Genomic DNA, 24,344 nt, shown 5'->3' with positions numbered 1-24,344 from the left:
GTTTTTAAATATTGAGAGGTGACCGAATACTAAGCTCTAATAAGTCGAAGCAGAGAAATGAGTATCACAGCACCTAATGTAGCAACGACTATGGTTCCAATAAATCCACCAATGAGAGAAATACCCAAGGCAGACAAGAGGAATTTACCCAAAACAGCACCTAATACTCCAACGATGACATTTATAAGCACACCACGACCTGACCCCTTCATAATAATGCTCGCTAACCATCCTGCAATACCACCAATGACTAATGTCATAAGTAAACCCTGAACGTCCATATTATCTCCCACTTAATTGTCATTTAGAAAATGAGAGGAATATAGCTAGATATATCGGCTTAGGTAATATCATTGCGCTTTTAGAAGCTGATTAAGATGCTATTTTTTATCACTAACAAGGAAACTGACAATCATTTATTCCGATATAACCAATTACCCGATGTGATGGCTTCGTCAAGTTTACTTCCTCCTTGATAAAGGTATATCCATGCAATTCCATAAGGTGTCTCTATTGGATCACGCACGTAATCAATGGGAACATTCTCTAAAATATCCAAGCGTTGTAGAACATCATCATCAACACTATACACTTCACCTAACACCTTGCAATTGCCCTGCGTAACGCCTGGATAGGAGCCATAATTGAACAATTGATAGTTCGGTTCGGTTTCAAAAAAACCAAGGTACTCACTCTCACTGAGTACGTGATGATTAGATTCACCTTTACGCAACGTTCCGTAAACAAAAACCAGATGTCGCATGTATTACTCCCTAATCAAATTCAAATTGATATAACAGATCAACTGCACTATCCATTCCTGACACCGCTTCTAAATATAAATCGGTGACTAATTTATACCTAACCGTGAATTCTCCAAATGAATCAAATATACCAACCCCATATTTCACTTGTAATTCTGGAGTCAGATAACCACTGACCGTTACCTGAGATTCTTCTCCAGATCCAGCGGTGTCCAACTGCAGATCAGACACACCAAAGGTTTCACCGATTTGTCCTACTAGCTGCCCACTCTTAGCCAAGCTTAAGCCAATTAAGGCTGTTGTCATGCTACTTCCACCAGCAGCGCCATCAAGATCTTGTCCTCTCAATAGGTAGGACAAAGCATTCTGTTGCGGCATAGATGGTTTAGAGTAGACCTCGATTGCTGGTTCGTTTGCCGGGCCCGTTACTCGAATACCTGCTACAACATCATCTTGCGTGTTGTCTGGGTTTCGTACCGCATCAATAGCAAGATAAGGTTGATCTGGCGGGCCATTCATCAACACTTTCCCTTCAACAATGATTAAGTCTTGTCCAAAAGATCGATAAGCGCCATTCACCACCTCAACCTCTCCAACAATAAATGGCCCTTTGTCTTTTTGGGTGACATTCAGTTTGCCGACGAGTTCGCCCTTTAAACCAAAAGCCGCCAGTTTAAAGTCGTCACCAATATGGATATTTACGTTTGTTTCCACTTCGATAGGAAGTGCTGTACTTCCTTCTTCAGGCTGAAGGTCTTTATTCAAAATCACTTCATCGGAAGAGACGCCTATAGCACTAGGCGGCAGTTCTTCAACCGTAATATTTCCCCAGGGTAGATAGATATCGCCTTCAATAATCGCTCGTTTAGGGGTAATAGCGATCTGCATATCTGGCTTTATTTTTACTTGAACGATCGGAGGAAGAGTGACATTCAGTTCTTCGGCAAACACTTTCACATTGGTTGACCAAGCGGATAAATCTTCCCAATTTGCGTCTCCATCAAGTTGTAACACACCGTCAGGTGTTTCGATATCCGCATTTAGTCGCGCATCATAACCAGAGAAATCGATGGCAATGGTTCCATTATTAACTTCAACAGGCGCAATATCACCCTGTGCAATAATGTCACCGATGATAAATTTACCATTAACTTTTGGATGCTTAACTGGGCCTGAAATTCTTATATCAGAATTTATATCCGCATTAACCTTACTGTACTCTCCCACTAAAGGCTGAATCATGTCTAAATTGATGTTATCTAAAATTATCTGAGCATCCAGCCCTTGATGTGTGGCTTGAACATCTGGTACTTTCAGGTTTCCTTTGATATCCCCATTATCTGCAAGATCAAAAAGCCAATCGACCGCAAGACTATCTTTATGTAACTGAGCACTAAGTACAATAGATTCCCAAGCTAAGACTATGGGTTGTTCTATCTGTTGTGTTAGCTTTCCTTTAGGTAATGAGATCTTAAATTCAGCATCTGGCTTTTTATTTGGCCCCCAACTTGCCAATGCTTCAGCATTGAATTCTCCCTCGATATTGGTCCCTTTAGGGATAAACATATCAAGCTGACTAAACCCAAAATTTTGAACGTCGAGATGCACTTCACCAGATTGCCCTGCAACGAGATCTTTGCTTAAACAAACCTCCGAGTTAGCTTGTGTCCAGCAATGGGCTTGGACATTCGCAACTTGACTATCGACAAGAAAACTAACCGCAACAGGGTGGTCTAAACCCCACGGACCTTGTACCGTAGATAGTTCCGCTTTATCTAGTGTCCCCTTCCAAACTAATTCAGGCTTTTCATGCAAACCACCAGCAATATGCAAATTCGCTTTTAGTAAATCAGACAGCACATCAAGGCTAAGTTGGTGTTTTTTTTGCGAACCAGAAAACGAAAGATCAATCGAATCTATGATTTTATTTTCATATACAACATTACTTACCTTAAGGTCAAGTTCACCAGCAGGTGCTGGTAATGGCGCTAAATCACTGGACAGAGTAATATTAGAAATAGTCGCAATATCTAGATACGCGATTTTTTCTGCCGAAAGGTCGGTGCGAATTTCAGGTGTCTTAAGCTCACCACGTAATGCAATTTGACCATTAACACTGCCCTTAAAATCAGGAAGGGATTTTTCAATATCAGGAAAATTAATACTTGTATCCATCGCCCACTTTTTATCTAATTGTCCTGAAATATTTAGTCCATTAGGTCCATGCTTGACAACAAGTCCACTTGTCATCACTTTTAGATCACCGGTTCCCTTTTTATCGCTCGCGAGTAATTCACCTTCAATATTAAGAGGGTACTCTCTAATTACCCCTTCGATATCCAAAAGAGGTAATTCAACCTGCCACCCCCCTGAATCAAATAACTCGCCAGTGGTCGTTAACGATCCGTTAACGACACCTTCTGCTTGTTCCCACTCCAATCCAGGTTGAATATTTGACAGGCCCAATTTGGCTTGCCAATTAACCGGGGATTGCCAATTTGCCATTACTTGACCAGAAACCTCCCCGCCGAGTGTTTTAAGTAGAATAGATTCTAGTTCCACGTGTTCTAAATCGCCTTCGCCTTTTACTGTAAGGTCGAGAGGTGGGATACCTTTTCCGTCGGCAATGGTCGCGATATCTAGTTGATAGCCCTTTAATGAACCGTTGGATTTTATATGGTCTACATCCACGGTGTAATCAGCAACCCCAGTCAATGGCCATTGCGCGTGACCGGCAGTCAATTCGATATCAAACGGTAATTCAGGGTCAAGCGGTTCAATTCGCCCATTTAAGCGCGCTTCAATTACGCCCGTAAGCTGCGCATCTAACTGTAGATCTGCTACGCTCCCTTCTGCTCTTATTACGAGATTTTGCCCTTTTAGCTCCGTCTGCTTGACCAATGCCGACACGTCTAAAACCAACGGATAGCCGTCTCTCAGTTCAATTTCTGACTTCAATTCGATATCAGCTTGTGGCGTATCTAACGTCAGCTGTTTTACATTAACCGCGTAGCCTTGTACGTGCGTGGATAAGCCAAGATGATTTACTATAACGGGCGTTTCACCTTTTACGTTAAAACGATATAAGTCAAACTTCTCCAGATCAACCTCTAAAGGAATCAACACATCGGGTAATGTAATTGACGGCTTGGTTTGATCAGTGTTGGCAACGCCTTTTGATTCAGACGCTTTATCAGCAACCTCTGCCAATTCAACGTTAACGTCCTCAAAAATGGTGGGATGGATGGTTAATTTGCTACCACTCATCTCTATTTGACTGGTAAAGGTCTGCCAGCCAATTTTATTTCCCAAAATATCTAGGTCAATATCAGACAGCGATAGGCTGCGAACATAAATGGGGACTGGTAGTCGGATTTCAGTTAAAGGCTCTGATGATTCAGAAGAGCGTTCTTCACTCACGGGTGGCAATCCAGTTAAAGCAAAGTCTAGACCATCAATTTTCAGCTGTTCAACGCAAACCGACGGGATAAGAAAACAACTAGGCGTGATAGCTAAAGTAATCTCTTTACTTTTTGCTTCAATATTAAGTTCTTCCGACTTATAGGAGATATCAAACAGAGAGAACTCTGGTAACAGCGCCCCTTCACTCTCCTTAATCTCCAATTGAGGCAAGGCTTTCTGAACCCCCCAAATAACAGCATTAAGACCACTATTGGTAAACAGAAGTCCCAATAAGAGCAACAAGATAAGTAAAATCAGCCCTATAACACCAAATAAAGATCTCTTTATCCATTTAACCGCTACCTTCGTCATAACTCTGGTCCCAACGCAAAATGAACGCGGAACTGATCACCACTCTCCTCAGCCAATCCCCAGGCTAAATCAAGTCGAATCGGCCCGACAGGAGATGCCCATCGAACACCAAAACCAGTTCCAATTTTGGCTTCTGGTGTCGCAGACCAAGCATCACCAGCATCGACGAACGCCGCTAACCACCAATCTCCTTTAATTCGATATTGATATTCCAGTGAACTCGTCGCCATGTATTTAGCCCCAATAAGCGCGCCAGTATCATCTGTAGGAGAAATAGATTCATAATCGTAACCACGCAGATTATTATCGCCACCAGCAAAAAAACGAATTGAAGGAGGAAGATCAAGAATATTATCGACAAAGTTTGCCGCTAAATCGACACGAGCGATGCCCCGATGATTGCTTCCCAAGCTATTAATCCAAGTTGAACGGGTCTGAATGCGCAGCATTCGTGCTCTTGATATCACGCTGTCATCAGACAATTCAAAACTCACCGAATACTTATTACCAAACTTAGGCATTGAGCCACCAGAGCTTTTCGTCTTAGAAAAGGAAACGCCTGGAATCGCCATTTTTATATCATCATTTTGAGAGCCTTGAGTAAAGTCCTCATGTAGATACCTTAAAAAGAGGTTTCTATGCCAACCATTGTCCAACTGCCAATGCCGTTCAACAACCGTGTTCACTTCTAAGCTATCTGTATCAAGTTTATCTTCATACTTCATACCGTATTGAACTCGATAGTATTCGTTAAGCACGTCTTCTAAAGGGATCTTATAACCTAATACAATGGTTTGCTCTGGAGAAGAGAGCGATAAGCTTGAATCAAAACTGTGTCCGTACGTATTAACCCATGGTTTGTTCCACTTTAATGTCCCTCTAACGCCAACATCCGTAGAATAACCTATACCCGTTTCTATCTTATTCTTCGATTGCGGAGCAAGAGATACCTCCATTGGTAGCAATTGATTCTTTTCCACATTTTTCAAATCTGGTTTGACAAAAACGGAAGAGAACCACTCTGTATTTGATAGACGTTGATTAAGCAAACCAACGTCGGAAGCTAAGTATGGTTTGCCCTCTTCATAAGGTATCAGAGAGCGCACTTTATCTTCTTCGATTTGGCTACCCACAATAATGGTTTTTCCAAAGTTATACCGAACGCCACTATCATAATGTAATCGTATAAAGGCTTGATTAAGCTCAGGTGCAACCTCTAGTGCCGTCTTTGTGAAATCTCCATCAAAATACCCTTTCGACAAGGCCAAATTTCGAATACTCTTTTTTAGTGCGTCATATTTACTATGATCTAATATCGATTGTTCTACCAAGCCAGACTTCGCAATCAATGATAGAAAATCTGGATCTTGTTTCGCTCCACCTTCTAATTCAATGTCGACAACTTCAATCAATACAGGCTCACCTTTTTCAACTTTAGCCGTCAAGGTCTCCTCGTTTTCAGAGATAATAAAGGCAATTTCAGGTTGATAATAACCAAGTGCTTTAAGTGCGGTGATAATAGTATCTCGAAGACGAGACTGAAAGCGAAGCGATGTAGAGTAATCCTCTTCGGAAATTGCAGCGACATATACATTCGTATTCTCTTCAAGATCCCCTTCTAACCCTTCAATATTTAAAGCAATACTTGCCCATGCCCCCTTGCTTAATAGCAACAACATAAACAAAACAGCGGTCAATTTTTTTATTATTTTAATATATTGAAACACAGACTGAGACGAACCTTATCGCGACGACATATCCTTATGAACAAAGCTTAACTCATAATGAATCAACCTTATACACATGTGTTATCAAGATGTCATATTATGTGTATTATTAGCGAAATATCACATAAGCCTTTTGTTATATAAGCATTTGTTTCTGATTAGTTGATATCGATATAAGCAGAAGAAGACAATCCCTTATACTCAATCCATGAAGACAGGAAAAGGAGCAAGTATCATGTTCAACAAACAGAGCGTAGTGACAAGTGAAACTGCAATAAAAGGTCGTTCGACACCGATATCCGTCACCGAAAAACACGTTGTAAACGATACCGACATTACCGCTCCAGTGCCTAAATGTCATGAAGAAATAGTGCTAGGACTTGGATGTTTTTGGGGAGCAGAACGTTTATTCTGGCCACTTGAAGGGGTTCACTCGACTTCTGTAGGATACAGTGGCGGCCACACTGAGAACCCAACCTATGAAGAAGTATGCACTGGCAAAACAGGTCATACTGAGGCCGTACGAATCATATTCAATCCTAGCATCATCAAACTATCACAACTTCTCAATTATTTTTGGGAGAAACACGACCCGACTCAAGGCATGCGTCAAGGGAATGATCTCGGCAGCCAGTACCGTTCTGCCATTTACACGTTTAGTGACGAGCAATTTAAGATAGCCAAAGAGAGCGAAGCACAATATCAATCCGCATTAGATGAACAACGAAAAGGGCAGATCACAACGGAAATAACAGCGGCCAACCTATACTATTTTGCAGAAACCTATCATCAACAGTATTTAGCAAGAAATCCAAACGGGTATTGTGGATTAGGTGGAACGGGTGTCTGTTTTCCACCAAGCGTGTAGCTTATTTTTTTATACGTTGAACTGATGCTCAAGAAACCAACGTTTAGACCATAGCAATAGTTAGGATATCGATAGTAAAGTTCACCTCTTTCATTATCGATAGTTTTTTCTTATCCGTTAAATCAGGAAGCAAAACTCTTCCGCTATCGAAATAAAATACACCAACACCTTCAATTGAAAACTCCCCCTTAAAAAGGTTTTTTACAAAACGGGCCACTTGAAGTGGGCGATAGGTGGAAAAAACTCGAGTCATAATAAGTAACATTCCCTTCATCAATACCAAACCCGTCGCGGCAAATCTTTACAACTTACTCTGACAGCTAAACACAATGAATAATTTACTCAGAATAAATGCAACTTTAGAGCCAAGTTCAAAAAAATCGTCACCTTTTTTTACTTTTTCAACTACGCTATGTATACCTAGTTAAACGCCATCCTTAAGAAGGCTCAGTTTATTTCTAGGAAGATAAACCCCATACTTAATAAGGGGTTAAGATAAAATAAAAGGAATATAAAATGAAAGTAAAGTCTCTCACTGCATTGATACTGTGCGCCTCACCAATATTGGGCTTCACGCACACTATTACCTTAGAGCAAACCGTACCTAATGTTGCCATTGCGAAACACGGCGAACTTTTTGTTGAAAATAAAGGTATCGCTTATAAAGAGTGGAACAGCTCACATCTCCCCAACAAAGTTAGAGTTATTCAAGCTATAGCGGGAAGAAAAAGCGCAAAAAAAATGAACGCTGATTTGATGGCGGCAATAACCGCATCAAAATTTCCAGCAGATCGCTATCAAACAACCACCATTATCAACCAAGATGATGCGATGTGGGGTACCGGTTCATTTGTAAAATCATCCGCTGAAGACAGTAAGATTGAGTTCCCATGGTCTTCTATTATTCTGGACAAAAATGGGACGGTCGCAAAATCTTGGCAACTACAAGAAGAGAGTTCAGCCATTATTGTGCTAGATAAAGAAGGCAAAGTTCTCTTTGTAAAGGAAGGTACATTGGTAAAAGACGAGATAACTCAAGTGCTTAATTTTATTTCTTCTAACTTGTAATCTTTTGTTCATCTTTTTCTGAAAAAATGACGCTATTGCGTCATTTTTATCATGACCGATAAATTTCAATCATTGATGACAATTATTCACATTTGTCTTGCAGTGTAATTGTTATATTATTACATTTAGAGTCTTAGCACCCATTTTGCATCAATTATGAACGCACAGTTTGTTGGTTATACTCGCCTTACCGTAAAAAGGTTAACCTCATTTGTCTTAGTACTTGTACTATGGACAGGCTTTGCATTCATTGAACATCAGCTAGATATTGATAAAGCACATCACGAACATCATCATTGTCAGCTTTTTTCTCACGCAATTCATGGTGTGTCATCTGCATTACCTGTTTTACCCGTTATCATTCAAAAACACTTTCAAACAGATATTGATTCTATCGCGGCGGCTTTTCGAACTCTACCGATAGAAAAAGCACGAGCACCGCCGAAATCCTCAATTCACTCATCATAAATAAATAACCTGAACTCGGGCTAACTATATATAATTATTTTCAAATTGAGGTTTTTCAACCATGAAACACATATTCAAATTATCACTATTATCGACACTCGTATTAGCAGCATCAGCACATGCCGAAGAAGGTTTTCGCCAACATGAGGCTCACATACATGGCCACGTTGAGTTTAATATGGCTCAGGAAGGCAACGAGTTATTAGTAGAAATTACAGCTCCGGGTTCTGATATTGTCGGCTTTGAACATGCGCCAGCAGACGAACAACAACATCAACTGATTGAACAAGCAGAGCAAACCCTAAAACAAGCAGAAAGTATTTTGCTTATCTCTCAAGATGCCAACTGCCGTGTAGAACATATTAACGTGACCAACACATTGGAAAGTGAGGAACAACATGGCGAACACGAGCATGATGAGCATGAAAATGATGAACATGACCATGACGACTCTCATGAGCATGATGAGCACATGCACACCGATGATGGGCATGAGGGAAGCGAACATGAAGAAAGTGGGCATGGCCAATTCACCGTAGAATATCATTTTGAATGCAGTGATATAACTAAGCTACATCAGGTGAAAACGACGTGGTTTGAGCACTTTCCTAAGACGGATAAAATTAGCGTCAATTTGTTAACGGATACTAGCCAAAAAGCGCTAGAACTTAACAGTAATCACACTCTTATTCAGTTTTAGCTTATAGGTGGCTACGTCACTCTTTCAGATGTGGTCACCTACATCATGGCAATGGAACAAATAATGAACAAACCAACCAAAGTTGTCTCGCTCTCACAGATTAGTTACCGTTGGGCGAACGATATATCACCAACGCTAAAGTTTGATCAATTAGATATTAATCGAAGTGAACATCTGTTTATTAAAGGACCAAGTGGAAGTGGGAAGTCGACACTACTTGGCTTGCTAACCGGGATAATTTCCCCTCAAAATGGCAAAGTACAGATTTTAGATACCGACATTTCTACGCTGAAGCAGAACCAAAGAGATAAATTTAGAGCCGATCATATCGGCTACATTTTTCAACAATTTAATCTACTGCCTTATCTATCAATGATTGACAATGTAATTCTACCTTGTCATTTTTCAAGCATTCGAAAGAAAAACGTCGGTGGTGAGCTAAGAAAAACCGCGGCCCAGCTGCTAAAACGTTTACACCTAGATGAAAAGCTACTCAATAAACCCATTGTTGAATTAAGTATCGGGCAACAACAGCGCGTAGCCGCTGCTCGAGCGCTCATTGGACGTCCCGAACTGCTTATCGCGGATGAACCCACTTCTTCACTAGACTTTGATAACCGAACCGCCTTTATTGAACTGCTTATGGAAGAGGCTGAATTCGCCAAGTCTACACTGATATTTGTCAGCCACGACCCAACGCTTGAATCGATGTTCGATCGAAGCATTCAACTCAATGACCTTAATGAACAAGCGTTAACACTCGCTAAGGGGACGAAATGAAAACCATCGCTCACTTAGCTTGGAAAAGCCTGACCAACAGAAAAGCGACAGCAATACTCACTATATTAACCGTTGCCATTTCTGTCATTTTGTTGATGGGGGTTGAACGCATACGAACCCAAGCAAAAAGCAGTTTTGCAAATACTATCTCAAGCACAGATCTTATTGTCGGTGCTCGTTCTGGTTCTGTAAATCTTCTTCTCTATTCTGTCTTTAGAATAGGCAATGCAACCGCTAATATAGATTGGAAAAGCTTTGAAGAAATCCGCCAACAGCGCTCTGTAAAATGGGCTATTCCTATCTCTCTCGGCGATTCGCACAAGGGTTTTCGAGTCATGGGGACGAATCAAGACTACTTCAAATATTTCAGGTACGGAAAAAAACAGCCACTTGAACTTAAAAAAGGAAGACCATTTAACTCGTTGTTTGAAACCGTTCTAGGTGCCGATGTAGCAAAAGAACTCGGTTACAGCATTGGTAGTGACATCATTATTGCTCACGGTATAAGTGATGTTGCTTTTAGTCGACATGACAACATCCCATTTAAGGTTGTCGGCATATTTGAACCGACAGGTACACCTGTAGATAAAACCGTACACGTTTCATTAGAAGCGATAGAAGCCATTCATGTTGGGTGGGAATCAGGCGCAAATTTAGGTAATACACCTAATGTTGATACATTAGTTCAACGAAAATTCCAGCCTGAACAAATAACTGCGTTCATGCTTGGATTGAAATCTAAAATTCACACATTTGCCTTACAACGGAAAATAAACACGTATAGAAAGGAACCCCTAAGCGCTATTTTGCCGGGTATCGCTTTACATGAATTGTGGGGCATGATGTCAGTGGCAGAAACAGCATTAATGGCGGTATCCGGATTTGTCGTTGTAGCAGGCTTACTAGGGATGCTAAGCAGCCTACTCACTAGCCTACAAGAACGACGCAGAGAAATGGCCATTTTAAGAGCGATGGGAGCACGACCCAAGCACATATTTATATTGCTGATAAGTGAAGCGAGCGCATTAACCTTCGTAGGTATCGTGGCTGGCCTCATTGGTCTTTACTCTCTGCTCGCAATTGCTCAACCGATTATCCAGCAGCTCTATGGCGTCAACGTCGAGCTATCCATGATCACTGGTCACGAATGGATGCTTTTAGGACTTGTTCAACTTGCCGGTGTCATTATCGGTTTTATTCCAGCATTTAGTGCTTACCGTCAATCATTGGCGGATGGCATGACAATTCGAATATAAACATCATAGGTAGAATATGAAAAATGTAGCATTAATTGTCAGTTTATTAAGCGTCTTTCTTATACCCATTCAAGCTGTTGCTTCAGGTGAAAGTTCCTCACTAGAGCAATCCGATATATTGCAATTGGAGTGGATAGATTTAATTCCAGAAAATGAAAGAAACCTTGTAGATAGTGTTGGCATGCCTTTGCAACTCAGTCATGAAGAAGATTCACCTGAACAGTCCAAATTGGGTGGGGTTAGACAGGAATTGAACGGAAGTATTGTTAAGATCCCTGGCTTTGTTATTCCGCTAGAGGGTGATGAAAATATGGTTACTGAATTTATGCTTGTTCCCTTTTTAGGGGCTTGCATTCACGTTCCACCACCGCCACCAAACCAATTAATCTATGTACGCTTTAAAGGCGGAGCTCCCGTGCAGGAATTATGGGATGTCGTATATATCGTAGGAAGACTAAAGACAGAAACGGTCAGTCACGAACTAGCGGAAGTGGGATATGTTATCGAAGGGATGGCGGTGGAAGTTTATGATGACCAGTAATCAAAAAATAATCTAACTTACTTATTGGTTTATTTGTTTTCATTGATTGATTATTACATCAAAAAATTAGACAGATAAGCCAATACTGCTACATATATAACGAAAAGCAATGTAGCAGATAGCTGCTTTTTAAACTTATTGTCGTTTGACTGTGCCATCTTGAATCTCACAATAGTTAACAACTTTAACATTTAATTATCATATCAGATAAAATTTGAAACACGAGCTAAAGGCAAACATTTATCGAGATAACTACTGTCCTCCTGATCCACAACAATTTTATATATAATGAATGGCGATATCACAGGTTTTTTTATTGCTAATTGTAATAGTCACAACACCATTCACTATCGCTTTAGATCTTATAATCTTCAAAATTCAGCATTAGTTACTCAAGCATTGCGCCAAATCAGTGGCATATAACGCGATAACACGTTACATTTTTACTGACTAAAACGGAATAGGATAGTGGGGCATGGCAGAAAAAAGAGCACCCGTTACTATAGATAACAGTGAAACGAATCAGAATAGTGACCACTCAAAAAAGAAATCTAGCTACATCAAAGATAGTGCTAGCCGTGTGGCTAGCATAGCCGAAACCTATGGACTGGAGGCGTTATTACAGTCGAGTCCCACGCAGAAATCCATTTTAGAAAGAGCACTAAATAGAGACAAGCAACGCAGAGAACAAAGGCAAAAAAATTTAGAAACAATCATCAAGTTCTCACATTCATTCTGCAATGACGAAACCGCTGGCGACCCAGACCAAGATTGGCTCAATCGATTTTTCGATCTAGCTCAGGATATTCACAATAGCTCCATGCAAAGGCTTTGGGCTCAAATCCTAAAGCTTGAAGTGACAAACCCTGGTTCTACATCAGTAAAAGCTCTGCAGGTGCTAAAAGACATGACACCAAAAGAGGCGCAATATTTACAAAAAGCAGCCGCATTATCATGCAGTTTTGGTGGGGATAACTCAAAAAAACTGCTTATTGGATTTCGAACCCAAAGCGGTCTGTTTAGTTTTACCAAAAGAGACGTAGAAGAAACCATTAACTTAGGTAGCTATCAACTCCCCTATTCAAGTATCTTACTTCTGATTGAGTTGGGTTTAGTTATTGGCACCGAATTAGAGTCAGGCGAGATTGAATTTGACCCGGCGCTATTGCTCGACTACCAAGGGAAAATCGTCTCACTCCAGCCCATGGGGAAAGGTAGTCGATTACTCTATTATCGCTTAAGCCCCGTTGGAAATGAGTTATGTAAACTTCTAGGCAATAAACCAAACATGAAATATTTTGACCAACTTGTTGGTTTACTGAGTCAGAAGTTTACCGTTCAAACTGAAACCAAAGGAACGATTGACCAATTGGTTTGATAATAAGATCAAGGCATCAAGAAGTTATGATGCCTTTTTGCTGCAATACGGCTAAACATATTTCAACCAAATCATTAACCTCTTTATCTCCTGCTGGTAAGTTAATTTCTGGTTGTAACGGCGATTCGTAATTCGAATCTATCCCCGTAAAATTCTTAATCTCTCCTGCTCTGGCTTTTTTATACAAACCCTTTGGATCTCTTTGCTCACACACTTCCATCGATGCATTGACAAATACCTCTAAAAATTCGCCTTCTGGGAGCAGTTCTCTTACCATTTGACGCTCTTCTCTATAGGGAGAAATAAAAGCGGAAAGAACGATTAGACCAGCATCCGCCATTAACTTACACAGCTCACCAACTCGGCGTATATTCTCTTTTCTATCTTGCTCGGAGAAACCTAAATCTTTACATAACCCATGGCGTACATTGTCGCCATCCAGTAAATAGGTATGAAACCCCATATCTGCCAACACATTCTCTAGTGCACCTGCTACGGTAGACTTACCCGCACCGGATAACCCCGTAAACCAGAGTACAACTGGCTTTTGTTGCTTAATCCTCGCTCTGGTCTCTTTATTCACAGTATGTTGGTGCCACACAATATTACTATCTTGGGTAGACGTATTTCTTTCTGCCATGAGAAAGCAACTCCTTACATTAAAATGGGAAAAAATAGGGGATCAACGTTAAAACTAAAATGGAGTAAACGATTGAGATGGGAATACCAACTCGTATGTAATCACTAATGCGGTAATTTCCTACGCTATATACCAGTAGATTGGTTTGGTAACCGTAAGGAGAGACAAAACTTGCGCTCGCTCCAAATAATACGGCCATAATGAAAGGCATAGGATCCACACCATAAGCGACAGCCATGCTGTACCCTATCGGAAACGACAATGCGGCCGCGGCATTATTGGTGACAAGCTCTGTAAGCACGAGAGTCAAAAAATAGGTTGCCACTAACGCACCAAAAACACCCCATCCATTGAGGGCTTCAATAAAAAATGCCCCCATTTGTGTCGATAGCCCAGACGAAAGCATCAACTGAGCAATACTCAAGGCGGACCCTACGATGACAACAATATCTATCGGAAAACGACGGCGTAATTCAGTAAAACTGATGATACCGAGCGCTAACAGCCCAAAAAGATAAACGGCTAGCCCTTTGATTATTGGTACAATATCAAGCAAAGCGAAACCAATAACAAAAGCAAAACCAACTAAAACTATATTTGACTTACTCAAATCAAGTTTGGCGCTTGAGTCGAGATCATTCACCAATAAAAATTCTCGATTATGACGACTAACTTCATACTCAAATCGTTTACCAGGTACAATGATAAGTGTATCCCCGGCCGCTAACTTTATCTTCCCTAAACCACCCTCTAATCTCTCATGACCTCTTCGAATTGCAACCACTACTGCATCAAAACGATCTCTAAACTCGCTTGAAATAAGCGTTTTATTGCATATCGAGGCAGAAGAGCTGACGACGACCTCAAGCAAATTCTGTCCATTGAGATGGTGCTGTCCAAACAGTGTGATGCCTTTAATTTCTTGCAATGTCGCAACACTTTCTATATCACCGCAAAACATCAATCTATCTCGAGCTAGCAATACAAAGTCAGGCGTCACCGAAGTGATGACCTCGCCATCTCGAATAACCTCCGCCAAAAAAAGTTTACGCAACGCCCTTAGTCCATTTTCAGTAATTGTTTTCCCTACCAATGGAGAGCCTGCTTCAACTCTAGCCTCAAGAAAATAAGGTAGATCGTCTTGATTCTGGTCCTCATTATCTGGAAGCAAATAACTGAGGGGGATAAGAATGAGCAACCCACCCGAGAGTACGGCCAAACCAATCATCGTTGGTGCAAAAAAACCAAGACTTGGTAAGCCCACATTTTCGACAAAGCTGTTGATGATTAAATTGGTAGAGGTACCAATCAACGTCAACGTTCCCCCTAAAATGGCAGAATAGGAAAGAGGAATGAGCAATCTAGATGGTGGATGTTGTTGATTACGTTTTATTGCCCCTATTAAGGAAACAACAACCGCCGTGTTATTGGTAAAAGATGAAAGTATTGCCGTAGACAACCCCAGTTTCGCCACAACCGTTCCCAGTTTCCCTTCAGAAATATGATAACTAACCCAACTAATTAGTCGCGTTTTCTCAAGTGCACAGGAAGCAAGGACAAGCAAAATAAGGGTAAGTAACGACGAATTAGTAAAGTTATTCGCGATACTTTCTAGTTCTATCTGACCAGTAATAAAGGCGATAAATGCAGCACCTGCAAAGATAAAACTGGGTTTAAGTTTAGTCCAGAGCAAGCATGCGACAACACCGACTAATAACGTCAATATAAAGCTTTGTTCCCACATAACTTGCCCTCAAAATAGCGGAATTAATCTTATGAACCAACGTTAAATTACCGCTAATACCCAATGTCGCCATTCCCGTTTGCACGGAATGCAGTTCGGTCAAGGTTATTTAAACCGGTCATCCTGACGAAAACAGACCTGTTTTCACAAAAATCGACGTCATCCCCATGAAAATGGGGATCTAATATCACCATGATTCCCGTTTTCACGGGATTTACGAAGTATTTAGCACTAACCGAACAGCGTTCCACTTTCGTGGAGATGACGCCATTTTCTGTGAGAAAGACAATATTTAAAGAGCCTTCATTACATCTCAAATTTTCGCATCCCAAGATGGGAAATATTTGAGAATCAACGCTTTAAGTTCATGTTCAAAGGCATTGATATCCCCCACATTCGACGACTCATCTTTTTGGTCTAAACGCTCTCGCACAAGGCCAGCGCCAACCGTCACATTGGTCAGTCTATCAATAATGATAAAACCACCCGTATCCGGGCTATCTACGTACTTATCGATCGGAATTGTTTCTGTAAGTGACCACTCACACTGCGCTATACCATTAAGAGGAATAGCGTTGGTATCAAAACGAGACAGGTTATTCACATCATACTGATGACGAATAACATCAACTTGTCCTAACGTTTTTTTACCCGCTATCTTAATATCGTATTGACGGCCTATATTGAGAGGCTCTTCTGTCATCCAAACTATATCGGCTAGTACATGATTAGATGATTCAATAGCCGCACCATCGGATACTAATAAATCTCCACGGCTAACATCTATCTCGTCTTCTAATGTCAGCGTAACCGCTTGACCTGCGTACGCCGTATCTAAGTCACCATCAAACGTTACGATCCGAGCAACTTTAGAAACCTTACCCGAAGGTAGTGCCTTTATTTCATCTCCAACGGAAACGGCCCCTGAAGACAATGAGCCAGCAAAACCTCTAAAATCAAGATTTGGTCGATTCACATACTGAACTGGGAAACGAAACTCTGCGCTGCTAGCTTGTACGGAAAGATCCACATTTTCCAAAAGAGTAAGTAATGGTTCCCCCTGATACCAAGCCATCTCATCACTTCTGTCAACGACGTTGTCGCCTTCTAATGCCGATAGAGGTAACAATTGAATATTAACGTCGCTTTTTAGTTTTTCAGAAAAATCTAAATACTCAGCCTTTATCTCTTCAAATCGTTGCTCTGAATACTCTACCAAATCCATTTTATTTATCGCTACGATGAAATGCTTGATTCCAAGTAAGCTGGCAATAAATGAATGGCGACGTGTTTGATCAAGTACGCCTTTTCGTGCATCCACTAATATAACGGCAACATCACACGTTGATGCACCAGTGGCCATATTTCGAGTATATTGCTCGTGGCCAGGGGTATCAGCAATAATAAATTTACGTTTCTGAGTAGAAAAATAACGGTAAGCGACATCAATGGTAATACCTTGCTCACGCTCCGCTTGAAGCCCATCAACAAGAAGGGCTAAGTCAGGTCTCTCACCTGTCGTACCAACACGTTGGCTATCCGAATGAACGGCGGCAAGTTGATCTTCATATATTTGTTTTGAATCATGAAGCAAACGTCCAATCAAAGTACTTTTACCGTCATCTACAGAACCACAGGTTAAGAAACGAAGTAAGGACTTGTGTTGATGTTGATTTAAATATTCTTCAATACCCAGCTCGGATAGTTGAGCTTCTACTGCGCTGTTCATATATCTTTCCTTAGAAATAACCTTGACGTTTCTTAAGTTCCATAGAGCCAGATTGGTCACGATCTATCGCTCTACCTTGTCTTTCGCTCGACGTTGCAACAAGCATTTCTTCAATAATCTCAGGTAGTGTTGTCGCCTCCGACTCAATCGCTCCAGTCAATGGGTAACAACCTAATGTTCTGAAACGCACATTCTTTTGTTCCACTTTCTCTGTCTCTTCGATAGGCATTCTTTCATCATCAACCATGATCAACATGCCATCACGTTCAACAACAGGCCGTTTTTCCGCCAAATAAAGTGGAACAATTTCAATGTTTTCTAAATAAATGTATTGCCAAATATCCAACTCAGTCCAATTGGAGAGAGGGAAGACTCGGATACTTTCGCCCTTATTAACCTGTCCGTTATAGGTATGCCAGAGCTCAGGACGCTGATTTTTCGGGTCCCACGTATGATTTTTGTCACGGAACGAATAAACGCGCTCTTTCGCACGCGATTTCTCTTCATCACGACGGGCACCACCAAAAGCGGCATCAAAACCATATTTGTTTAGAGCTTGTTTGAGCCCTTGTGTTTTCATGATATCGGTATGCTTTGAAGAACCGTGCACAAATGGACTAATGCCCATTTCAATACCGTCTTGGTTCTTATGCACTAAAAGCTCAAAACCATATTTCTTAGCGGTCTTGTCTCGAAACTCGATCATCTCCTTGAATTTCCAATCCGTATCTACATGGAGTAGTGGGAAGGGAATCTTTCCTGGATAAAACGCTTTGCGAGCGAGATGAAGCATGACAGAGGAATCTTTACCGATGGAATACATCATTACCGGATTTTGAAACTCTGCCGCAACTTCACGAATAATATGGATGCTCTCAGCTTCGAGCTGCTTTAAGTGAGTAAATCTTTGTTGATCCATGTTGACTCTTCCTTTGGCTCTTTGCTGAGCGTGGCTAATATTGTTATCTGTCTCTGATTCATTTTTAGTTAATGTTATAAACACTAACTAAGCATATTGTTCGATAGGTTGACGTTGAGGTTGCACATTAGAAAACCAATCCAGTTTTTCTGACAAACGAACCACTTCACCTATCACAATTAATGAAGGCGATTCGGCTTGTACCGCTAACTCTGCCAGTTGATTTAACGAACCTTTCAACACTCGCTGAGAGGCCTGCGTACCTCGCTCAATAATCGCAATTGGGGTATCACTTGCTCTGCCGTGAACAATCAATTGGTTTTGAATATGTTTTGATTTCATCAAGCCCATATAAATGACTAACGTCTGCTTGCCTCTTGCGACCGTCGACCAGTCGAGTTGGTCACTATCCTCTTTCAAGTGTCCGGTAATAAAGAGCGCAGACTGTGCATAATCTCTATGAGTGAGAGGGATACCTGCGTAAGCCGTTGCACCAGCCGCAGCTGTAATCCCTGGTATAACTTGGAATGGGATATTTGCATCAAAAAGCACTTCTAACTCTTCGCCACCTCGGCCAAACATAAACGGGTCACCACCTTTAATTCTGGCAACGCGATAACCTTGCTGAGCAAAATCAACGAGCAACTTGTTCGTTTTCTCCTGAGGAACGCTATGATGTCCCGCTTTTTTACCAACACACACAAGAATGGTTTCGTCAGGTATGAGCGCTATAATTTCATCAGAGACAAGGTAGTCATAAAGCACGACATCAGCTTGCTGTAAAAAACTCAGCGCTTTTATCGTTAATAACTCAGCGTCACCCGGCCCTGCACCAATAAGTGCAACTTCTCCCCGACTTAAACGGCTTTTACCGAAAACAGGCGTTATACTATTACTCACCAGTTTAGGTTTATCGCTAGGGGATATTTTGTGTATGTCCGAGCTCTTCATGCCGCCATCTCATTTGCAGTTGATGATTGTATTATGAACAGACTTATATATTACTTGAAATTCTAAAAGTTTATTTTTTATTCTAAAAAGTGATAAGGGATTAATTCGAGGTTGCGTGAAAGGAGATAAAGTAGACAAATCAGAGATATTTAACATATGAATGTCACATTTCGTGAAGGAGATATAACATTTCTTGCATAGAAATCTGATACCTTCACCACTTAAATATCAAACGATATGGTATGTCCCCCGAACATATTGCACTGTAGGGTCTCATTCGACCCACGTTAATTAACAAGGATTGGAGCAAATTAATGACCATTAAGCCACTATCTCTTGCTGTACTAACCAGCATGCTAGCAATGTCAGGCTCTGCAAATGCAGAAACAGTTAACCTACGTATTATAGAAACGACAGATATCCACGGTAACGCCTACTCATTCGATTACTACAAAGGTAAAGAGTCTAAAAAAATTGGCCTATCTCGCGCAGCGACATTGGTTAAAAAAGCTCGTAATGAAGTAACTAACAGCGTTCTTGTCGACAATGGCGACTTAATTCAAGGTAGTCCAATGGCTGACTACATGGCGTCTAAAGGCATAGTATCTGGCGAAGTTCATCCCGTTTATAAAGCAATGAATCAACTTGGTTATCAAGTCGGTAACTTAGGTAATCATGAATTCAACTACGGTTTAGATTTCCTTAAAGAATCCGTAAATGATGCCAACTTCCCTTACGTCAACGCGAATATTTATGACAAGGCAACAGGTGAAAACTACTTTACGCCTTATATTATTAAACAATATTCGTTTAAAGATTCTGACGGTTTTCCTCGTTCAATTCGTATCGGTTATATCGGTTTTGCTCCACCTCAAATTCTGACTTGGGATAAAAAGAATTTAGAAGGTAAAGTTATCGCGAAAGACATCAAAGAAACGGCAGAAAAATTCGTTCCTATGATGAAAGCTGAGGGTGCTGACGTTATCGTTGCAATCCCTCACTCAGGCATTTCAAAAGACCCATATAAAAAAGGCGCTGAAAACTCTGTCATCTACCTAAGTGAAGTAGCGGGTATTGATGCCATTGCATTTGGTCACTCTCACTCTGTCTTCCCTGGTAAAGGGTATGATGGTATTCAAGGTGTTGACAACGAAAATGGTATAATCAATGGCGTAGCTGCTGTTATGCCCGGCCGTTGGGGTAGCCACGTTGGTGTGATGGACCTAGAGCTAGACTTCGATAAGAAGAAAGGTGTGTGGGAGGTTACCAGCAGCAAATCAGAAGCGCGCGCTATTTATGATCGTAAAGCAAAAGCATCTTTGGCGGAAAACGATGAAGGTATTGTAAAAGCACTTGCTGCTGATCACGCCGCTACGTTAGAGTTTGTCAACCAACCGATTGGTAAAGCAAACGATGTAATGTATAGCTACCTAGCACTTGTTCAAGATGACCCGACTGTCCAAATTGTGAACGCTGCACAAAAATCGTATGTGGAAAAGTTCATCCAAGGCGACCCAAATCTAGACGGTATCCCGGTCCTTTCTGCCGCTGCACCATTTAAAGCTGGTGGCCGTAAAAATGACCCATCAGGCTACACAGAAGTAGAGTCAGGCCAGCTCACTTTCCGTAATGCTGCGGACCTTTACCTATATCCAAACACATTAGTTGCTCTAAAAGTTACAGGTAAAGAAGTAAAAGAATGGCTAGAGTGTTCATCAGGTCAATTCAACCAAATTGATATCAATAATGCTGGACCGCAGTCACTGGTAAACTGGGATGATTTCCGTACCTATAACTTTGATGTTATTGATGGAGTAAACTATCAAATCGACCTTACGCAACCAGCTAAATACGATGGCAGCTGTAAAGTTGTCAACCCCGATTCACAACGTATTGTCAATCTAACGTATCAGGGAGAGCCTGTTGATATGTCGCAAGATTTCATCATTGCGACGAACAACTACCGCGCCTACGGTGCTAAGTTTGCTGGAACAGGTTCAGATTTCATCGCATTTGATGCACCAGATGAAAACCGAAGCATCCTAGCCGCTTACATCAGTGAAGTAAGTAAAGAAAAAGGGGAAGTGACACCAAGTGCTGATAATAACTGGTCATTTGCTCCTATCATGGGTGCCCAGAATTTAGACATTCGCTTTGAAACTTCTCCTAGTGAAAAAGCGGCTAAATTTGTAGAAGAAAAAGGTCAATACCCAATGACAAAAGTGGGTATGGATGAAGTAGGCTTTGCTGTCTATAAAATAGATCTACAAAAGTAATCGATAAATCGTCTATGATAAAAGCCGTGCTCTTTAGAGTACGGCTTTTTTTATGTGGGAGATAAATGAGATGAATCCGGATTTGCTATACCAATTACAAGAGCATGGTTTTACACATGAAGAAATTGCAGAAGTCAGTGAACTCGTTTCTCCATTAGAGCTTCCAACCCGTCATATTTTGATCAATCAAGGAGACATGCCCAGTCATATTTATTTTTTATTAGATGGACTCTGCCACTCTTGTTACTTAACGGAAGATGGTAAAAGCTTCAGCAAAGAATTCTACTGGGAACAAGACTGGATCATCGGATTTGAAAGCTTAATTAGCGACCGCCCTTCGCCATTTCTTTTAGAGTCTCTCACCGCTGTCAGCCTTCTTTGTATTCCTATTGATGCATTACGAATATGGCGAGAAGAAGCAAACCCTTTATACATAAAACTACTGGAAACTCAGCTAATATACAAAGAATCAAAAGAACGATTTATGTTGCTATACTCTCCTGAAGAACGCTATGAGATTTTTTGCAACCACTACCCTGATCTAGAATCGAGACTAACGGATTATCAGATAGCCGCTTATCTTGGAATTACCCATATCAGCTTAAGTAGAATAAAGTCACGTCTAAAAGCGAAAGATTAATTAACAAAAGTTAATGATTGTTAATCACTTAGTTGCTATTTTCGTAAAAAATAAACCAGAAAGGCAATTTATGATTAACTGGCAACGCCTAAGTTTTGAAGAACTCACCACAATACAGCTGTATGAACTGCTTAAGTTACGCGTTGATGTCTTTGTAGTAGAGCAAAACTGCCCCTACCCTGAACTAGATGAAAAAGATTTATCTAATGGGGTTTATCAACTTATTGGCTATCAGGATGGAATAATTGTTGCGTGTGCTCGATTGCTGGAACCCGGCATAAGTTTCGATAAGGTCTCAATAGGTCGAATTGCAATCAAACAATCAGCGAGAGGCAACGGACTTGGGCACCAATTATTTCGCAAGGCATTGATCGAATGCCAAGAGTTATGGCCCAATCAAACCATCGATATTCAAGCCCAGGAATACCTGAAAGATTTCTATCAGGGGTATGACTTCAAAGGCTATACCGATTCTTATCTTGAAGACGGCATTCCCCATATAGATATGAGACTAGAGAAATAAATTTGCCCGCAATGAATACGATGCGACTCGCGTTATTAGCATTAATATTTGGTAACCTGCTCGCCTCCTTATCTGACGTAGCCGTTAAGCTTTTAGATAATGAATCTTCAGTTTACCAGTATGTATTCCTACGCCAACTTATTGCAACACTCGTTGCTGCACCGTTTTACTTTAGAGGTAAAAAACAGAATGACCCCGCGGTTAATTGGAAAATAACAGCCATTAGATCACATCTAATCATAATTGGGGCGGGATGTATGGTGGTAGCTATTACTCACTTACCTCTCGCAACGGCGAATGCTGTTTTTTATGCGGGGCCGCTGTTAATGTTGCCTTTATCAATTTGGTTATTAAAAGAAACACTACAAATAGAAAAAGTCATCGCCTCGATAATTGGCTTCACGGGTGTGTTAATTGTGCTACGACCCTCTCAGTTTCACTGGGCTGCAATTTTCGCGTTAGGCACCGCGATGTCACTTGCTCTATTCCACGTTTTAGTCCGTAAACTACCATCTGAGCACTCGGTTATTCATACCCTTTTTTGGACAAGTGTTATTTCTCTACCCATTTCTGGCTTGTTAGCTCTGTTCGACTGGCAACCGTTAGGACTTACTCAATATTTTTGGATTTTGGCGAGTTCACTCTGTGTTTTGGCCTACAATGCACTTGCGGTTTTTGCTTATAAAAAAGCACAAGCCGATGAGATAGCCCTCGCCGAATACTCTGGACTCATTTTTGTCACTCTATTCGGTGTTTGGTGGTTTAACGAGATACCTGATCTACTTACTTTGGTAGGTATTATTCTGATCGTAATGCCATTGATTCCTTACCGCACTCTTAACAGAGCATACAGAAAAAAACGACCTCGATAACATGCCAGATAAGTAACATCTGGAGGTCAGTTTACTTACTTCTTCCATATCCGCCGTCTGACAAACGGAAAAACATAACAGATGTTCCCGATTTTTCGAGCTGTAGAATATCTAGATGCCCTTCCGTCGCGAGTTTAAATCGAACAAGTTGGCCTTCTCTGATCTTACTTAAAGGTTTATCTAATCCTTCTATCGCAATCAAAGCATTCAGATCTGCCATTGATAAGCTATTCGCACGAAACACTTTCGCTAATGTATCACCAGATTGAACCGTATACTCCTTCCACTCATCAGTTGTTGTCAAAGCATGCTTAGTGCCGCCTTCTTCGCTTAATGACGTTGTATTGACCGTCACCTCTTTTCGAACAGGCTCCACATTCGTCTTCTTAATTATCTCCGTGCTTATTTCCGATTCTACCGGAGGTACTGGTATGAAAAGCAATACGATGACAAACGGAACAAGAATCATCAATGCCCATTGGTGCAGCTTGGGTAAGCTGAACCAAAATTCTTTTATAGAACTTACATCTACTTTAGTGACTCTATCTTTGAAACCATCAAGAAGGCCCATTTCTTGTTTCTTCCTATTTCGACGATTCATAGAGATCACTCCTTTTATTTACAGCACGTTATATAGCTAACAAAAAAATCAAAAAACCAAAAACTGTTAACCAATTATAGTTTTTAAAGAGAATACAGGATAGCGATTAATTGAAAACAGTTACA

Annotated in this window: 23 protein-coding genes; 12 read left to right on the top strand and 11 right to left on the bottom strand. The window is 40.9% G+C overall.

Annotated elements, in window-relative coordinates; all coding sequences use genetic code 11:
• Positions 1–29 precede the first annotated feature (29 nt).
• The 4 genes from IUZ65_RS01650 to tamA all read right to left on the bottom strand — a co-directional run bounded on the left by IUZ65_RS01650 (position 30) and on the right by tamA (position 6,247).
• Positions 30–281 carry a GlsB/YeaQ/YmgE family stress response membrane protein gene (locus tag IUZ65_RS01650; RefSeq protein ID WP_195706557.1) on the bottom strand — a complete coding sequence of 84 codons (252 nt, stop codon included), beginning with the start codon at positions 279–281 and terminating at the stop codon, positions 30–32.
• Between the two features lie 131 nt (positions 282–412).
• The gene (locus tag IUZ65_RS01645) at positions 413–763 is read right to left on the bottom strand and encodes a gamma-glutamylcyclotransferase family protein (RefSeq protein ID WP_195706556.1); all 351 of its coding nucleotides are present in this window, start codon (positions 761–763) and stop codon (positions 413–415) included.
• A 10-nt stretch (positions 764–773) separates the two neighbouring features.
• The gene (gene tamB / locus IUZ65_RS01640) at positions 774–4,538 is read right to left on the bottom strand and encodes an autotransporter assembly complex protein TamB (RefSeq protein ID WP_195706555.1); all 3,765 of its coding nucleotides are present in this window, start codon (positions 4,536–4,538) and stop codon (positions 774–776) included.
• Positions 4,535–6,247: an autotransporter assembly complex protein TamA gene (tamA, locus tag IUZ65_RS01635; RefSeq protein WP_195706612.1), complete on the bottom strand. Its 1,713-nt coding sequence runs from the start codon at positions 6,245–6,247 to the stop codon at positions 4,535–4,537. Before tamA ends, tamB begins: the two co-directional genes overlap by 4 nt.
• Positions 6,248–6,500: 253 nt before the next feature.
• Here tamA and msrA point away from each other — a divergent pair, with 253 nt between their 5' ends.
• On the top strand, positions 6,501–7,133 hold the full coding sequence (msrA, locus tag IUZ65_RS01630) for a peptide-methionine (S)-S-oxide reductase MsrA (protein WP_195706554.1): 633 nt from the start codon (positions 6,501–6,503) through the stop codon (positions 7,131–7,133).
• Between the two features lie 43 nt (positions 7,134–7,176).
• Here the strand turns inward: msrA and IUZ65_RS01625 are convergent, their stop codons facing one another.
• Entirely contained in the window at positions 7,177–7,386 is a 210-nt protein-coding gene (locus IUZ65_RS01625; RefSeq protein WP_195706553.1) for a DUF1107 family protein, read from the bottom strand.
• Between the two features lie 263 nt (positions 7,387–7,649).
• Here IUZ65_RS01625 and IUZ65_RS01620 point away from each other — a divergent pair, with 263 nt between their 5' ends.
• The 7 genes from IUZ65_RS01620 (at position 7,650) to IUZ65_RS01590 (ending at position 13,324) form a co-directional block, all read left to right on the top strand.
• On the top strand, positions 7,650–8,201 hold the full coding sequence (locus IUZ65_RS01620; RefSeq protein WP_195706552.1) for a YtfJ family protein: 552 nt from the start codon (positions 7,650–7,652) through the stop codon (positions 8,199–8,201).
• A gap of 156 nt (positions 8,202–8,357) precedes the next feature.
• Positions 8,358–8,669 carry a DUF2607 family protein gene (locus IUZ65_RS01615; RefSeq protein WP_195706551.1) on the top strand — a complete coding sequence of 104 codons (312 nt, stop codon included), beginning with the start codon at positions 8,358–8,360 and terminating at the stop codon, positions 8,667–8,669.
• Positions 8,670–8,730: 61 nt separating this feature from the next.
• Positions 8,731–9,369, top strand: coding sequence for a zinc uptake protein ZrgA (gene zrgA / locus IUZ65_RS01610; protein WP_195706550.1), 639 nt, complete (start codon positions 8,731–8,733; stop codon positions 9,367–9,369).
• A 63-nt stretch (positions 9,370–9,432) separates the two neighbouring features.
• Positions 9,433–10,149, top strand: coding sequence for an ABC transporter ATP-binding protein (locus IUZ65_RS01605; protein WP_195706549.1), 717 nt, complete (start codon positions 9,433–9,435; stop codon positions 10,147–10,149).
• Positions 10,146–11,405 (top strand): ABC transporter permease, encoded by a 1,260-nt coding sequence (locus tag IUZ65_RS01600; protein ID WP_195706548.1) that lies wholly within the window; start codon positions 10,146–10,148, stop codon positions 11,403–11,405. The genes IUZ65_RS01605 and IUZ65_RS01600 overlap by 4 nt, the downstream gene beginning before the upstream one ends.
• Before the next feature lie 16 nt (positions 11,406–11,421).
• Positions 11,422–11,946 (top strand): DUF3299 domain-containing protein, encoded by a 525-nt coding sequence (locus IUZ65_RS01595; protein WP_195706547.1) that lies wholly within the window; start codon positions 11,422–11,424, stop codon positions 11,944–11,946.
• 475 nt (positions 11,947–12,421) lie between these two features.
• Positions 12,422–13,324 carry a TIGR03899 family protein gene (locus IUZ65_RS01590; protein WP_195706546.1) on the top strand — a complete coding sequence of 301 codons (903 nt, stop codon included), beginning with the start codon at positions 12,422–12,424 and terminating at the stop codon, positions 13,322–13,324.
• A 16-nt stretch (positions 13,325–13,340) separates the two neighbouring features.
• Here the strand turns inward: IUZ65_RS01590 and cysC are convergent, their stop codons facing one another.
• The 5 genes from cysC to cobA all read right to left on the bottom strand — a co-directional run bounded on the left by cysC (position 13,341) and on the right by cobA (position 19,307).
• The gene (cysC, locus tag IUZ65_RS01585; protein WP_195706545.1) at positions 13,341–13,964 is read right to left on the bottom strand and encodes an adenylyl-sulfate kinase; all 624 of its coding nucleotides are present in this window, start codon (positions 13,962–13,964) and stop codon (positions 13,341–13,343) included.
• A 19-nt stretch (positions 13,965–13,983) separates the two neighbouring features.
• Positions 13,984–15,708, bottom strand: coding sequence for an SLC13 family permease (locus IUZ65_RS01580; RefSeq protein ID WP_195706544.1), 1,725 nt, complete (start codon positions 15,706–15,708; stop codon positions 13,984–13,986).
• A 313-nt stretch (positions 15,709–16,021) separates the two neighbouring features.
• A complete protein-coding gene (gene cysN / locus IUZ65_RS01575; protein WP_195706543.1) occupies positions 16,022–17,437 on the bottom strand; it encodes a sulfate adenylyltransferase subunit CysN in 1,416 nt (471 codons plus the stop codon).
• A 10-nt stretch (positions 17,438–17,447) separates the two neighbouring features.
• Complete coding sequence (cysD, locus tag IUZ65_RS01570; RefSeq protein ID WP_195706542.1) at positions 17,448–18,356, bottom strand: sulfate adenylyltransferase subunit CysD; 909 nt, start codon at positions 18,354–18,356, stop codon at positions 17,448–17,450.
• A gap of 87 nt (positions 18,357–18,443) precedes the next feature.
• A complete protein-coding gene (cobA, locus tag IUZ65_RS01565; protein ID WP_195706541.1) occupies positions 18,444–19,307 on the bottom strand; it encodes a uroporphyrinogen-III C-methyltransferase in 864 nt (287 codons plus the stop codon).
• A 314-nt stretch (positions 19,308–19,621) separates the two neighbouring features.
• Here cobA and IUZ65_RS01560 point away from each other — a divergent pair, with 314 nt between their 5' ends.
• The 4 genes from IUZ65_RS01560 (at position 19,622) to IUZ65_RS01545 (ending at position 23,618) form a co-directional block, all read left to right on the top strand.
• Complete coding sequence (locus IUZ65_RS01560; RefSeq protein ID WP_195706540.1) at positions 19,622–21,583, top strand: bifunctional 2',3'-cyclic-nucleotide 2'-phosphodiesterase/3'-nucleotidase; 1,962 nt, start codon at positions 19,622–19,624, stop codon at positions 21,581–21,583.
• A gap of 70 nt (positions 21,584–21,653) precedes the next feature.
• Entirely contained in the window at positions 21,654–22,223 is a 570-nt protein-coding gene (locus IUZ65_RS01555; protein ID WP_195706611.1) for a Crp/Fnr family transcriptional regulator, read from the top strand.
• Positions 22,224–22,293: 70 nt separating this feature from the next.
• Positions 22,294–22,746 (top strand): GNAT family N-acetyltransferase, encoded by a 453-nt coding sequence (locus tag IUZ65_RS01550; protein ID WP_195706539.1) that lies wholly within the window; start codon positions 22,294–22,296, stop codon positions 22,744–22,746.
• 11 nt (positions 22,747–22,757) lie between these two features.
• Positions 22,758–23,618 (top strand): DMT family transporter, encoded by an 861-nt coding sequence (locus IUZ65_RS01545; protein WP_195706610.1) that lies wholly within the window; start codon positions 22,758–22,760, stop codon positions 23,616–23,618.
• Positions 23,619–23,649: 31 nt separating this feature from the next.
• Here the strand turns inward: IUZ65_RS01545 and IUZ65_RS01540 are convergent, their stop codons facing one another.
• Positions 23,650–24,219, bottom strand: a complete 570-nt coding sequence (locus IUZ65_RS01540) for a LysM-like peptidoglycan-binding domain-containing protein (protein WP_195706538.1) — start codon at positions 24,217–24,219, stop codon at positions 23,650–23,652.
• Positions 24,220–24,344: the final 125 nt, after the last annotated feature.

It is taken from the genome of Vibrio sp. VB16 (assembly GCF_015594925.2).
Taxonomy (GTDB): domain Bacteria; phylum Pseudomonadota; class Gammaproteobacteria; order Enterobacterales; family Vibrionaceae; genus Vibrio.
Note: the sequence above shows the minus strand (reverse complement) of the source record. Positions and strands in the feature narration are given on the sequence as shown.